This window comes from Bacillus sp. OV166 (genome assembly GCF_900177675.1).
GTDB lineage: Bacteria > Bacillota > Bacilli > Bacillales > Cytobacillaceae > Neobacillus.
This window is the reverse complement of sequence record NZ_FXWM01000001.1, coordinates 2,727,143-2,740,364: the sequence shown is the minus strand read 5'-3', so window position 1 is coordinate 2,740,364 and position 13,222 is coordinate 2,727,143. Positions and strand designations below refer to the sequence as shown.

Sequence of the window (13,222 nt, the reverse complement as noted above, 5' to 3'; positions counted from 1 at the left end):
GTTGAGTTAGACAGGCCACTCGCCTCCCTGATAGACCATATCCCAGAACATATATTCAAATTTTGATGTAGTCAGGAAGTGTTCTTCTAAGTTGGCTAATTCCCGCTCCGGTTTACCCTCTGTCAATCTATCTAACAAATCGATCAACCAAGTTGTTAAAGAACCAAATTCATCAGAAGAGTACATTTTCACCCATTCTCCATAAAGATGGTGGTCACTAGCATTTGGATAGGTATCTGCTAGCATCTTGCTAATCTCCCAGTAGCTCCACATACACGGCAAGAGAGCAGCAATTAATTCCTCGAGCGAACCTGTTTGAGCGACATTTAGCATGTAACGAGTATAAGCTAAGTTAACCGGCGTTGGTTTTGTTTCCTCCAGCTGTTGATGGGTAATTCCAAACCTCTCAGCATACTGTCGGTGCAGATCCATTTCCCCGTGCAATGTCTCATGCAAAAGCTTCGCAAATGCGGCCATGGTTTCAATATCCTTTGCCTTAACAGCCCCTAAAGCAAACAGCTTAGAGTAGTCAATTAAAAACACATAGTCCTGTTTCATATAGCGGATAAAGGATTCAACAGGCAGATCCCCTGTACCTATTCCGACTACAAATGGATGCTGATGGGTTTTCTGCCATACATCATTTACTGATTGATAAAGTCTTTCGGTGAGTTTCATTTCCATACTCTTCCTTCCTCGTGTTGCACCATTCCGCGATAAATACAGCTAGTACTTTAGTAAAATCTAATAATTGCCGAATTTCAACTTTTTCATTGACTGCATGGGCATCTTCCAATTTACCAGGTCCAAAGATGACCGTTGGAATTCCAGCTCGACCCAGCCAGCCTGCATCTGTAACGGTGGTTGACATGCCCACCGTCGGCTTGTCTGTTAACAATTTTTCATAGGAATTAGCTAAAACCTTCGTTCCAGGATGATCAGAATCAATTTCTAACGAAGGAAAAATTTCACCACGATCGACAATCATAGATTTTCCGCCCCAAACAAACTGTGGCGGATTCTCGCGAAGCCAGGGATCTGCCGCTGCAACTGCACAAATATGTTGTTCTATTTCTTTAATTACCTCTTCATAGTCTTCATTCGGGTAAAAATGAACGGTAACCCATAAAGCACAGCGATCAGCCACAAATGCCGCATGCCTGCCACCTTCAATAACGGCAGGATTAATCGTATTTGTGCCGGGAGGAAAGCCCTGATAACTTTTCGTAACGGCCCAGTGGCGTTCTAAGTCTTGTAGTCCCGAAATAATCTTCATCATTTTCTCGATCGCACTGGCCCCTTTAACACCGCCACCTGCATGAATCATCTTCCTCCGGATTCCATCATGATAAGTTTCTTTGCTTTGAATGGTAATCCATCCAGTTATGACGCCGCCTTGTCCTTGAATATGTAAATCACTTGTATCAACCACTACTGCATAGTCAGCGGTATAACCCCTCTCAGTGCATGCCAGCGTCCCAGCCTCTCCAACTTCTTCACCGATAACAGATTGAAATTGGAGATCACCTTTGAGCGGGATACCCAGATCTTTTAAAAGTTTAATTGCGATTAGGGATGCTGCAATTCCACCTTTCATATCTGCCACACCACGTCCATATATGTAGGAATCTTTGCGATAGGCAGAAAACGGAGAATAATCCCATTCTGTATTATCACCAACTTCCGCGACATCCACATGACCATTTATAATCAAACTATTATATTGATCAGAAGATTCTCCAGGTAAGTGGCCAACCACATTCGGATCTCCGGGATAGACATCCCACTTATCTGTGGAAAATCCCATGTTTTCTAAATACCCTTTTATAAATCCCTGGATATCATTTGTATTCCGTGCAGGAGGACTAACGGTTGGAAAAGCGATAAGGTTGGTCAACAATTCGATTAATTCCGCTTTTCTCGCTTCAACTTCTTGTGAGATTTTTTCAAGCAAATCCTCTTTCATTTGTTTACTCCCATGATTAGTTTCTGATAGTGGTATCATTTTCACTAACAATCAAAACTTTCTTTCTTAAAAATACGGTTAAAATAATAAATCCAATCAGCGCTCCAGCAAACGAGCTAAATATAAATAATGGAATAAACCCAAATAATGTGGCCTTTTCACCGAGAAAAAGAATAGCGATTGGGTAAGAAAGCAGTGCCCCAATGATACCCGTTCCAATTACTTCACCGATAAAAGCAAGATAGATCTTCCTAGTCTTCCAAAATAATAGCGAGGCCAGTAAGGCTCCAACCATACTTCCGGGAAAGGCAAAAATCGAACCAGTTCCCATCAGATTTCTTAGCAGGGAAACGCAAAAGGCCTGAGCTACAGCATAATAAGGTCCTAAAAGAACGGCTGATAAAACGTTCAAAAAGTGCTGAACCGGGAAGACCTTTGTAAATCCAATCGGTATATAGAACAGGTTGCTTGAAATGGTACCAATGGCTATCATCATAGCAGTTAACGTCAGTTTATGTGTTTTGTTCATTTGAATACCTCTCATGAATACCGACACTTTTTCTTAACGCTCTGGCTGCTTCGATTGGTGATTCTGCATGACTTATTGCCGTAATAACGGAAACCCCATTTGCCCCAGCTTCCACTACCGATTGAGCGTTTTCTACCGTGATCCCGCCGATCCCAACAATCGGAATATCAATGCCATCTTTTCGTAATTTTTCGATCAGTATTGTTCCCCGTGATGGCTTGGCATCCGCCTTTGTTTTTGTCGGAAAAACAGGGCCAATGCCAAAATAGTCAGCACCACCGCTTATTGCAATCATTGCTTCTTCCGTTGAATGGACTGAAACCCCAAGGATTCTCCTATCGCTAATCTTCTCTCGAACTGTGAATACCGTTTCATCCTCTTGTCCGATATGTACACCGTCCGCATCAATTGCCACAGCCAACTCGATATCGTCATTAACAATGAAAGAGATATGATGTGCTCTGCAAATTGCTTGAAGTTCTTTCGCAAGTGCATATTTGTCAGCTCCAGTTAATGCGCCGTCACCCTTTTCTCGATATTGAAAAAGTGTAATCCCACCGGCAATTGCCTCTTTTAATACTTCGGCTGGATCCTTTAAACAGTTGGTACTGCCCATGATAAAATAAACACTTAAAGCCGCTTGTAGGTTTTTCATAATTCAGCCAGCTCCTTAGCGCTTTTCCTTTTTCGATATGCCCAATGGTTAGTTGGACCATGTCCTTGCCCGATCTCCAAATGGTTCTCAATTGCCGCCTGAATAAAATCCTTTGCTATACATACTGCTTCATAAAGAGTTTCCCCTTTTGCTAGTTCAGCAGTAATTACTGCTGAAAAAGTACAACCTGTTCCATGTGTGTTCTTTGTCTGAATTCTCTTGCTGGTAAAGTAGGAAAATTCCTTTCCATCAAATAATAAATCAGTGGATTCAGACTCATTTTCATCATGGCCACCCTTAATCACGACATTTTTTACGCCTAACGCATGTAGTCTTTTAGCAGACTCCAGTTTATCTTCCACCGTCATAATCGACATGCCCGTTAGTACTTCCGCTTCTGGAATATTCGGGGTGATTACCGTTGCTAGCGGCAATAAGTATTTTTTCATGGCAGAAATGGCTTCCATTTGCAACAAGGAAGCGCCACCTTTAGCAATCATGACTGGATCGACAACAATATTTTGCCATTGATAATTCCTGAGCTGTGCAGCGACGGCCTCGATGATTTCAGCATTAAAAAGCATTCCTGTTTTCACCGCATCCGCACCGATATCCTCGCCGATCGCTTCGATCTGTTTTACGACTGCCTCAGCTGTCATTGGATAGACAGCATGGACTCCTAATGTATTTTGGGCCGTTACAGCGGTCAATGCTGACATTCCGAAAACCTCTAATTCCTGAAATGTCTTTAAATCCGCTTGAATTCCTGCTCCACCGCCGCTATCAGAACCAGCGATTGTTAATGCTTTTTTCATTCAAATTACCCCCATTTATCGATTAAACTTTTTAAAAGAAGCATGTGAAATGATATCTTCGGAAGAAACTAAAGCTAATTGGTTTAAAAATTCGATTTGGAAACTTCCAGGTCCCATTTCAACTGTTTTTGCCGCTGCCTTTTCTGCCGCGATTCCATAATACGTTAAAGCAGCCACTGAAGCTTGAAGCAGGTCCTTCTCCACTCCTGCAAACGCTCCAATCACTGAGGTTAATAAACATCCAGTGCCTGTCACCTTCGTTAAAATTGGATGTCCATTTGACACGACATAGGTTGTTTTCCCATCCGAAACAACATCCTCTTTTCCAGTGATGACGACAAGACCATTCAATTTTTGTGCTGAAGTAATAGCTAGTTCAATGATATTTCCTTTTGCATCCCCAGCATCGACGCCCTTAATTTCCCACTTTTCACCAACCACATTGGCAATTTCGGCTGCGTTTCCTCTAATCACAGAGACATTTACCTCGTTCATAATTCTTTGCGCGGTTTCGGTTCGATAGCGGGTAGCCCCTGCACCAACCGGGTCAAAAATGACGGGAACACCGGATTCATTGGCCGCTTTTCCGGCAATGATCATCGAATCTACTGTCTGTGGGTTTAATGTTCCAATGTTCAATACTAATGAACTTGCAATCTTGGCCATATCTGCTACTTCCTCGGCTGCATATGCCATGACCGGTGAGGCACCAAGGGCAAGAAGCCCATTTGCCGTAAAATTTGTAACAACCACATTGGTAATATTATGTACCAGCGGGTTAACCTTTCTAACTTCTTCCAACGTTTCATACAAACTATTTTTTTCCATCTCAATTTCCCCGTTTCTTTTTTTAAAATAAAAAAACCAGATCCAATAATGGACCTGGTTAGTTAGTCAAAGAAATAATTAACATTCACTTGGCTACTTTCCTACGCTGGTATTACCCAGATCAGGTCCGAAGGGTTGAAAATTTCTCCATTTTCTCTCAGCCTGTTTACAGGGCACCCCTAGTAGATCTAATACTTTATTTAATTAACTACATAATATTCCTATAGTACTAGAATGTAAAGGAAAAAGTACCAGTTAACATAACATTATTATTGTTTGCCTTTATAAAGGAAAGTAACAATAAATGTTGTCCCTTTATCTTTTTGGGAATGAATTTCTATCTGTCCATTTAATTTTTCCAAGCTTCTCTGCACCAATGATAAACCGATTCCTCGATTTTCACCTTTGGTGGAATACCCTTTTATAAATAAGCGATTTTTTACAGCCTCATCGATTCCTTTTCCTGTATCATGAACCTCTAAGGCAAGGACATCATCGTAATAGTCAAACCTTAAGGTAACTTTTTTTTGCGGACGGTCCGTAACAGCATCTAGTGCATTATCTATTAAATTCCCAAGGATCGTTACCACTTCATGCGTTATTTCCTGCTGTTGTGGTTCAGGTAGACTTCCTTCCCCATCAATGATTAATTCACAGCCATTTTCTCTAGCGAAGCTAAGTTTTCCTACAATAAAACCTGCTAAAACAGGATCTTTAAAACGACTAATAACAAATTCTACCTCAGTTTGTTGGTGATCGACAATTTTGGTAATGTATGACGAGACCATTTGATAGTCTTTCATATGAATTAAACCTGATATTACATGCAGTTTATTCATGAATTCATGTGACTGGGTTCTCAGTGCTTCCGCGTATAGCTTTACACCGGTTAATTGTTCAGCTAATTGCTTGATTTCGGTTTTTTCTCGGAACGTAGCAATCGCACCGACAATCTTTCCTTTGACAACAACCGGAACCCGATTGGTTAAAATGGTAATATGATTGATTTCTTGTTCTTGGTCTAATTGAGATTCCCCCGTTTCTAGAACAGAAGATAGCATAGAATTTGGCATGTAGTCATCCACTTTTCTTCCTAAAAAGGACCCATGAATGCCAGCTTTTTGAAGAAGTCGGATCCCCTCATTATTTACGAGAGTGGTAAACGCATCCTGGTCAACTGCCAAAATTCCTTCCTTTGTGGATTGAAGCATCGCACTACGTTCCTCAAGCAATTTTGCCATCTCACTCGGCTCAAGTCCAAAAAGAATCGCTTTGATTTTTCTAGCTAGAAAAAGGGCACCTAGAATCCCAACTAGAATTCCTACTCCCACTCCGATCAAAATAATTTTCCTACTTTGTTCGATCGCCTGATTAACTTTTTCTAAAGAAATCCCAACCGCGACTGCTCCTATTTGATTATTTTCTTGATCATAAACAGGAACAAACGAACGTAAAGACAATCCCAATGTCCCTTTGGCAATGGAAATATGCTCTTTCCCTTTTAAAACAGGTCCTTCATCTCCACCGACAAAATGCAAACCTAATAGGTTGCGGTTAGGATGTGATTTTCTTGTTCCATACATGTCCATTACGACGATAAATTCAACATGCGTTGATTGTTTAATATCATTCGCAAATGTTTGGATATCCTTCTCTGCTGTTTTATTTTTAAGCCCATTCATGACAATCGGAGACCTTGCAACAATCCTCGCAATATCTGTTGCTTTCTCGGCTTGGCTTTTCTCTGTTTCCTGTGAAATTCTGTTGGTGATTAAAATCTCGGTTACTAACAATGCCATCACGACCACGATACAAACCAGCAGGGTTATCGTCGATTGTAAACGAAGTTTTGGTTTGGACAACCTTATTTTCCACCCCAACTTGATTCCCCCTTTCTCACAGGCAATCTTTTCAAGGTATTTGCGTTAAACACCGTAACGGTTGATTGGTCTTCCGACGCCGCCGTAATGGATATGAATTTTGACTTTTCCTTCTTTTTCTAAGTAATCAAGGTATCTTCGAGCCGTTACCCGAGCCATTCCTATGCTTTCCGCTACTTCTTCCGCAGAAACAGGTTCTTTTTCCTGCGAAATGAAATTAGTAATTTTTATTAACGTATTCATATTTAATCCCTTTGGTAAACTCTCTCTTTCACTTTGTTCTTTGCTATCAATAAATAAAATTTGATCGAGCTCCTCCTGTAAAAGAGCTTTCTTTTCTCCTAATTTCACTCGATAGTTTTTATAATTATCAAGTGATTTTTTAATTCGATCAAAGGTAAACGGTTTTATGATGTAATCAACAGCCCCTTGTTGTCGAACACGGTGGATGGTTTCGATGTCGCTCGCAGCTGTTATCGCAATCACATCCACAGAATAGGCCTCTGAACGAAGTTCGCTGAGCATTTCCAATCCACCCATATAAGGCATATAAATATCGATAATCGCCAGATCCGGACTGAGTTCTTTCACTAATCTTAACCCCTCCATCCCATTGGAGGCGATTCCAATTATCGAAAACCCTTCAATCCTATCAATGAATTGGCGGTGTACCTCTCGAACCATCGGATCATCTTCAATCAATAGTACTTTTAACGGAAACATCCCCCTGCTCCCCCTTACATTAAATGAAACTGTATTTCCCTTTATATTATTATCATGGCCTATTTTATTAAAATAGTAAATTCATAGATAGCATTTTTTGTTCGATTTTTATGAGAGTTATTTAAGGTATTTTCTATAACAAAAGGAACAATAAGACCAATATGACCAAAACCTTACTATTATCTGAATTTTCATTTATTATGTGCTTGGGTGGTTTGAAAGCGGTAACAGTTTTATTAAAAAAAGGGGTGTATGAGAAAATGAAAATTAATTTCAAAAATTTGACCGTCCAAGTATTATTGGGGATCTTACTTGGGATTGTCATCGGATTTCTTTTTCCGAAATTCGGTACAGAATTAAAGGTTTTGGCGGATATCTTTATCAAGTTAATTAAAATGGTCATTGCTCCAATTGTATTTTTTACAATAGTCATTGGTATCGGTAACATGGGGGATTTGAAGAAGGTTGGGCGTATCGGCGGGAAAGCGCTCCTGTATTTTGAAATTGTAACGACATTTGCTTTAGCGATTGGTTTACTCCTAGTTAATATCATTAAGCCAGGATCTGGGTTTAATACAGATTCCGTAAAAGGCGGAGATATTTCACAATTTACCACGCAGGCTAAAGAAACAAGCCATGGATTTATCGAATTTATTTTAGGAATTATTCCTGATAATTTTGTCGGGGCAATGGCGAAGGGCGAGCTGCTTCCAATTTTATTCTTTGCGGTCCTGTTTGGAATTGCACTTGCTTCCTTAGGGCAAAAAGGAAAACCAGTTGTTGCCTTGTTTGAGCAATTTACGGAGATATTCTTTAAGATTGTTAATATCGTAATGAAATTTTCACCCATTGCAGCATCTGGTGCAATGGCCTATACGATTGGTAATTTTGGTCTAGGTTCTTTAGTTTCTCTTGGAAAATTGATGGGAAGCGTTTATGCAACGATGTTTCTTTTCATCGTCTTAGTCCTAGGTTCGATCGCGAAACTTTATGGATTTAATATTTTAAAATTTATCGCTTATATTAAAGAAGAAATTCTCTTGGTGCTAGGTACTTCATCCTCTGAATCCGCTTTACCAAGAATGATGGAAAGACTTGAAAAATACGGCTGTTCCAAATCAGTAGTTGGTCTTGTCGTTCCAACCGGGTATTCCTTTAACTTAGATGGTACTGCTATTTATCTTTCAATGGCAGCGCTCTTTATTGCTCAGGCTTACAATGTCGATATTACGATTTGGCATCAAATCACTTTATTAGGTATTCTTATGTTGACATCTAAAGGTGCTGCCGGTGTAACGGGTTCTGGTTTTATTACACTAGCTGCTACTCTATCTGCTTTCCCGGTAATACCAGTTGAAGGGATTGCCTTGTTACTAGGTGTCGATCGTTTTATGTCTGAAGCACGTGCAATTACCAACTTAATCGGAAATGGTGTAGCAACTGTGGTTGTTTCTAAGATGGAAAACGAATTCCACCCTACCGCTGAAATTCAAAGTACCAAAACAGATAAATCAATTAGTGCATAAAAAATTACAGAAAAATGGCTTGGGGGATTTTACTCCAAGCCATTTTTGTACTGAATTGACAGCTGCACCTTAACTTTTTGCTATTTCTATTAGTTCCTTTAATTCATTTGTAAATCCTTTCACTGCTCGATTATCAACCACAGTAACAGGAACCCCTAGAAAGCCGTATTTCTCCACTTCCTCCTGATATTCAGGGTTTGCCAACACGTCCCTGGATTCAAAGGCAATTCCTTCCTCATTAAGAACTTTTTTGACCATCGTACATTCAATACAGTCTTTTGTTGTATAGACGATTACTTGTTTATTCATTGTTTATTTTCCCCTTTTACATATTTTCAGAATTCTGTTTAGTGAAAAAGATATGTTTAGACTCCAATGTTACCCTTATTGGCATTTGGTTAACTGAAATACAGATAATTTTCATTGGGCGACTCCAAACTTTAACTAATAAAATAAAGTATATCCCAAAAGGATTAATTTTTCATATGACACGTTTCCATTTAAATAAATTAATTCCATTCTGTTGGGAAATAGACAGGGTATATCACATGAAAAAAGTATCGATAATTGTCTAATCATGCGCTTTCCCGAGGAATAATTAAGATTTATTTCCCCAAAATTTATTTCCCATCCAGACATTAACCGCAATAAAATACTGATTTTTCTGTCAATAGAAACCATTTACATCTAGTCTACTATTCCTTAAGGTGAAGTGGCTCCCTATCTATTCCGTAATAGCACCACAATTTACGCCAATAAAGGGCTCGATATTTCGTTGACTTGCCTCGTGAATAAAGCGCGCCAGTACCTCTTTTCCTGTTCCGGTTTCACCCTCTATTAAAACAATTACATTTTTCCCGGCTACTTTATATGCTGTTTCTATTAATTGATTCATTTCAGGGTTTTTTCCAATAATCAACCCTATTTTATTGGCTAGATCATTGATAAGCTGCTGGGAAGTGCTGCCTGTCGAAATTAACAGCTGATCAATTTGTTTTTCCAATAAATCAATATCATCGAACGGTTTTTCGATATAATCACTTGCTCCAGATTTTATCGCTTCCACCTCCGTGTGAATCGTACTGTACCCCGTCATTATTACGGCTTTACATCGGGGCTGTTGTTTTTTCAAATCCTTCAGGAGTGTTAACCCGTCTGCATCCGCTAGCTTTAAATCAATCATTGCTGCATGAAAGTTACTCTTTGAAAAATCGATTTTGGAGAACTCTTTCCCGCTATTAACTACCTTGACGTTATAGCCTTTCGATTTAAAAAGATGGGACAGGAAGTTTCCAACCTCGATTTCATCATCCACTATTAATAGATTTGTCATCCTCCGACCTCCAACTCTTGAGACAGCGGCAATGGTAGTCGTAAAGTGAAGGTACTACCTGTTTTGACGGTGCTGCTCACTTCGAGTGTACCTCCATGGGCATTAGCGATTCCGAAACTTACAGAAAGACCCAGGCCGGTACCCTTTTCTGCTTCTTTTGTTGTGTGAAATGGATGGAAAATTTCAGATAATCTATTTTCCTCAATCCCAATTCCATTATCTTTGATGATTAATTGCACTTCATCTTCTTGTTGAGAGGTGATGATTGTAATTTCTTTTTTGGCTTTATCTGCGAGCTCTAAAGCGTCTCTCGCATTTAGCATTAGATTAATAATGATTTGTTCTATTTGCTGCTGACTCCCCTCAATTTCAGGGAGGTCCTCATCCAGTTCAAGGATTATCATAATTTCATTTTTTTCTAATTGGTATCTAAGTAAATTAAGAACTTGGATTATTCCATCGTTTAATGAGAAAGATCCAAATATGTACTCATCCTGTCGGGAAAAAGTCAGTAAACTTTTAATTATTCGCTACAGCGGTCCCCGCAGTTTTTTATATCATTTAAAAGTAATAAGGCAAAATCCTTTAATTTCCCTAAATTATTTGGAGATTAACTAAAAAAGCCAATGTCCACGCGAGGTGGACATTGGCTGAATAGTGTCTTTTTGTGGTGCCTGACACCATTAATTTTTTATCGAAGCATTACACCTGTTAAAAAGGTTAGAAATACGTGTGTGCCGAGTTTTACTGTTGGCTGTACATGTGTGTCTTTTAGTGGGTCAAGGCAGACGATGTCCATTGCTTTAACTTTTGGATGCTTGGCTGCCGCTAGTACCCCTTCCAGCAGTTCTGCTGTTGTCATGCCCCCCGGCGTTGAGGCCGGTACCCCTGGAGCATAGGCAATATCAAGAACATCCATATCGACTGTTAAATAAATGGTATCCACCTTTGAAGCAAGCGCTTCTAAACAGGCAACAACCGTTTCTTCAATCCCCTTTTTTCGAGATTCACGAAGCGTGAAATAGTTGACACCTTTTTCATCAGCATAGTTCTTCAAATCTTTTGTATTAAAAAATCCATGCAGGCCGATGTTGTACATATTACTACCCTCAACTACTCCGCTTTCAATTAAATTCCGCATTGGAGTACCGTTGGACGGGCCGTTATCGGTCATATCCCTTAAATCAAAATGGGTATCAAATTGCAGGATGCCAATTTTTTCATTAGGCCTCACTTGATGCAGACCTTTGACCATCATCGCTGTTATCGAATGATCACCGCCAATGGCACACACCTTTGAGGCATCAAAATGTTTATGAAGGGCAGCAGATGCTTCGATGATATTATCATGACACCGCTGGATATTCGTGACATGCATCGGCACATCACCAACATCCACAGCTGTCATTTCCGACAAATCGATATCCTCATCAAGGTTATAAGTAGTAAAACTCCGCCACGAGCGCCGGAATGCCTCAGGAAATTCCGAGGCACCCGAAGCACTAATTGATGAGCGAGACAGCGGAACACCGACGATAACAAAGTCGGTGTCCTTGCTTTTTTCAGGATCCGAGGCAGCTGTCAGAGGTTGGATCCACTCGTGAACCTTCGCAACCTCTGCCCCTTCATCAGGTCTCACCCATGTGAAACTCGGTGGATTCAGTTTAGGATAGAGAAAGCTCTTCAACTAACTGACCTCCCCTGACAACCACCTGTCCATTTTTCACAACGGTATCCGTATGATTCACTCCATAAGAGTATTGCAGTTTCATATAATTCCCTACGTTAAAAATCGTGACATCTGCTTTTTTTTCGACCTCTAAACTGCCAATTTCTTTGCCTCGATTAATGGCATGTGCAGCATTAATTGTCGTAGCAGTAATCACCTCTGCAGGTGTCATCCCCATTTTTAAACAGCCTAGATTCATAATGAATGGCAGTGAAACAGTTGGTGATGAGCCGGGATTACAATCTGTCGATAGTGCCACCGGTACACCCAAATCTACCATTTTACGGCCATTTGCAGACTCTGCCATTAAAAAGTAAGCTGTTCCTGGAAGCAACACGCCAACTACACCTTTTTCAGCCATTGCCTTCATACCTTTTTCCGAAGCCTTTAATAAGTGATCCGCCGAAATTGCGCCAACCTCTGCCGCTAATTCTGCCCCTTCATAAGGCTCAATTTCATCCGCATGGATCTTCGGAATCAAGCCATATCGCAGGCCTGCTTCAAGAATTTGCTTCGATTGCTCTGGAGTAAAAACACCATGTTCACAAAAAACATCATTAAATTCTGCCAGTCCGAGCTCTGCCACCTTTGGAATCATTTCGTCAATCAGCAAGCTTACAAACTTATCAGGATTTTGTTTGTACTCTTTCGGTACAGCGTGGGCTCCCATGAATGTTGATACAACATCAATCACATGCTTGTCATTAAGCTGTTGGGCCACTTCCAGCTGCTTTAGTTCCGTTTCCCATTCCATCCCGTAGCCACTTTTCGCTTCAACCGTTGTGACACCGTGGCGCAGGAATTGATTCAAGCGCTCAAAGCTTTCTTGAAATAGCTCTTCATGTGTCGCAGACTGCGTCCGTCTAGTCGTCGCATAGATTCCACCGCCGCTGTTCATGATTTCCATATAAGTAGCACCTTGTAAGCGCATATTGAACTCATTTTCTCTGCTGCCAGCAAACACAAGATGTGTGTGCGGGTCAACTAGCCCTGGAGTTACCAGTTTTCCAGTTGCATCCACTACCTCCGCTTCACCTAATCGCTCCGCGTATTTTTCTACCAGCTCTACGTCCGTCCCGACAGCTTTGATCACTCCCTCTTCCATCCAAACACTGCCATTCTCAATAATGCCAAGCTCAGACATCGCGCCCTTTACAAGAGGAGCATCGGAACTCCCTTGTAAAGTCACAAGTTGAGAGGCATTTCTAATAAAAATTGGTGTACTCATTAATCTACCA

At 40.5% G+C, this 13,222-nt stretch carries 13 protein-coding genes, 1 pseudogene and 1 riboswitch; of the genes and pseudogenes, 1 reads left to right on the top strand and 13 read right to left on the bottom strand.

Features of this window, described 5'->3' with window-relative positions; genetic code table 11:
• Positions 1–6 precede the first annotated feature (6 nt).
• The 8 genes from tenA to CCK98_RS13115 all read right to left on the bottom strand — a co-directional run bounded on the left by tenA (position 7) and on the right by CCK98_RS13115 (position 7,396).
• The gene (tenA, locus tag CCK98_RS13150) at positions 7–678 is read right to left on the bottom strand and encodes a thiaminase II (protein WP_088090396.1); all 672 of its coding nucleotides are present in this window, start codon (positions 676–678) and stop codon (positions 7–9) included.
• Entirely contained in the window at positions 641–1,966 is a 1,326-nt protein-coding gene (locus CCK98_RS13145) for an acetylornithine deacetylase (RefSeq protein WP_088087005.1), read from the bottom strand. The genes tenA and CCK98_RS13145 overlap by 38 nt, the downstream gene beginning before the upstream one ends.
• A 16-nt stretch (positions 1,967–1,982) precedes the next feature.
• Positions 1,983–2,495, bottom strand: coding sequence for an energy coupling factor transporter S component ThiW (thiW, locus tag CCK98_RS13140; RefSeq protein ID WP_088087004.1), 513 nt, complete (start codon positions 2,493–2,495; stop codon positions 1,983–1,985).
• Positions 2,479–3,150 carry a thiamine phosphate synthase gene (gene thiE, locus CCK98_RS13135; protein WP_088087003.1) on the bottom strand — a complete coding sequence of 224 codons (672 nt, stop codon included), beginning with the start codon at positions 3,148–3,150 and terminating at the stop codon, positions 2,479–2,481. The genes thiW and thiE overlap by 17 nt, the downstream gene beginning before the upstream one ends.
• On the bottom strand, positions 3,147–3,965 hold the full coding sequence (gene thiD, locus CCK98_RS13130; protein ID WP_088087002.1) for a bifunctional hydroxymethylpyrimidine kinase/phosphomethylpyrimidine kinase: 819 nt from the start codon (positions 3,963–3,965) through the stop codon (positions 3,147–3,149). Before thiD ends, thiE begins: the two co-directional genes overlap by 4 nt.
• Positions 3,966–3,980: 15 nt before the next feature.
• Complete coding sequence (gene thiM / locus CCK98_RS13125; RefSeq protein WP_088087001.1) at positions 3,981–4,793, bottom strand: hydroxyethylthiazole kinase; 813 nt, start codon at positions 4,791–4,793, stop codon at positions 3,981–3,983.
• An 81-nt stretch (positions 4,794–4,874) separates the two neighbouring features.
• Positions 4,875–4,984, bottom strand: a riboswitch (TPP riboswitch).
• 78 nt (positions 4,985–5,062) lie between these two features.
• Entirely contained in the window at positions 5,063–6,661 is a 1,599-nt protein-coding gene (gene dcuS, locus CCK98_RS13120; RefSeq protein WP_088090395.1) for a DcuS/MalK family sensor histidine kinase, read from the bottom strand.
• Positions 6,662–6,718: 57 nt separating this feature from the next.
• Complete coding sequence (locus tag CCK98_RS13115; RefSeq protein ID WP_088087000.1) at positions 6,719–7,396, bottom strand: response regulator; 678 nt, start codon at positions 7,394–7,396, stop codon at positions 6,719–6,721.
• Positions 7,397–7,656: 260 nt separating this feature from the next.
• Between CCK98_RS13115 and CCK98_RS13110 the strand changes: the two genes are divergently transcribed.
• Positions 7,657–8,922 carry a dicarboxylate/amino acid:cation symporter gene (locus CCK98_RS13110; RefSeq protein ID WP_088090394.1) on the top strand — a complete coding sequence of 422 codons (1,266 nt, stop codon included), beginning with the start codon at positions 7,657–7,659 and terminating at the stop codon, positions 8,920–8,922.
• Positions 8,923–8,991: 69 nt separating this feature from the next.
• Here CCK98_RS13110 and CCK98_RS13105 read toward each other — a convergent pair whose 3' ends face one another.
• The 5 genes and pseudogenes from CCK98_RS13105 to hutI all read right to left on the bottom strand — a co-directional run bounded on the left by CCK98_RS13105 (position 8,992) and on the right by hutI (position 13,212).
• Complete coding sequence (locus CCK98_RS13105) at positions 8,992–9,231, bottom strand: glutaredoxin family protein (protein ID WP_088086999.1); 240 nt, start codon at positions 9,229–9,231, stop codon at positions 8,992–8,994.
• A 418-nt stretch (positions 9,232–9,649) separates the two neighbouring features.
• Positions 9,650–10,255: pseudogene (locus tag CCK98_RS13100) on the bottom strand (sigma-54-dependent transcriptional regulator); the annotation flags it as partial.
• Positions 10,252–10,659 (bottom strand): sensor histidine kinase, encoded by a 408-nt coding sequence (locus CCK98_RS13095; RefSeq protein ID WP_256942334.1) that lies wholly within the window; start codon positions 10,657–10,659, stop codon positions 10,252–10,254. The gene CCK98_RS13095 and the pseudogene CCK98_RS13100, both read right to left, overlap by 4 nt.
• Positions 10,660–10,946: 287 nt before the next feature.
• Positions 10,947–11,942, bottom strand: coding sequence for an agmatinase family protein (locus CCK98_RS13090; RefSeq protein ID WP_088086997.1), 996 nt, complete (start codon positions 11,940–11,942; stop codon positions 10,947–10,949).
• Positions 11,920–13,212 (bottom strand): imidazolonepropionase, encoded by a 1,293-nt coding sequence (gene hutI, locus CCK98_RS13085; RefSeq protein WP_088086996.1) that lies wholly within the window; start codon positions 13,210–13,212, stop codon positions 11,920–11,922. The genes CCK98_RS13090 and hutI overlap by 23 nt, the downstream gene beginning before the upstream one ends.
• Positions 13,213–13,222 lie beyond the last annotated feature (10 nt).

Bases quoted from the DNA above. Each gene is read 5' to 3' on its own strand.
- tenA (WP_088090396.1), bottom strand. From the start codon at position 678: ATGAAACTCACCGAAAGACTTTATCAATCAGTAAATGATGTATGGCAG.
- thiE (WP_088087003.1), bottom strand. From the start codon at position 3,150: ATGAAAAACCTACAAGCGGCTTTAAGTGTTTATTTTATCATGGGCAGT.
- CCK98_RS13115 (WP_088087000.1), bottom strand. From the start codon at position 7,396: ATGTTTCCGTTAAAAGTACTATTGATTGAAGATGATCCGATGGTTCGA.
- thiD (WP_088087002.1), bottom strand. From the start codon at position 3,965: ATGAAAAAAGCATTAACAATCGCTGGTTCTGATAGCGGCGGTGGAGCA.
- thiW (WP_088087004.1), bottom strand. From the start codon at position 2,495: ATGAACAAAACACATAAACTGACGTTAACTGCTATGATGATAGCCATT.
- CCK98_RS13095 (WP_256942334.1), bottom strand. From the start codon at position 10,659: ATGATAATCCTTGAACTGGATGAGGACCTCCCTGAAATTGAGGGGAGT.
- thiM (WP_088087001.1), bottom strand. From the start codon at position 4,793: ATGGAAAAAAATAGTTTGTATGAAACGTTGGAAGAAGTTAGAAAGGTT.
- CCK98_RS13105 (WP_088086999.1), bottom strand. From the start codon at position 9,231: ATGAATAAACAAGTAATCGTCTATACAACAAAAGACTGTATTGAATGT.
- CCK98_RS13110 (WP_088090394.1), top strand. From the start codon at position 7,657: ATGAAAATTAATTTCAAAAATTTGACCGTCCAAGTATTATTGGGGATC.
- CCK98_RS13145 (WP_088087005.1), bottom strand. From the start codon at position 1,966: ATGAAAGAGGATTTGCTTGAAAAAATCTCACAAGAAGTTGAAGCGAGA.
- hutI (WP_088086996.1), bottom strand. From the start codon at position 13,212: ATGAGTACACCAATTTTTATTAGAAATGCCTCTCAACTTGTGACTTTA.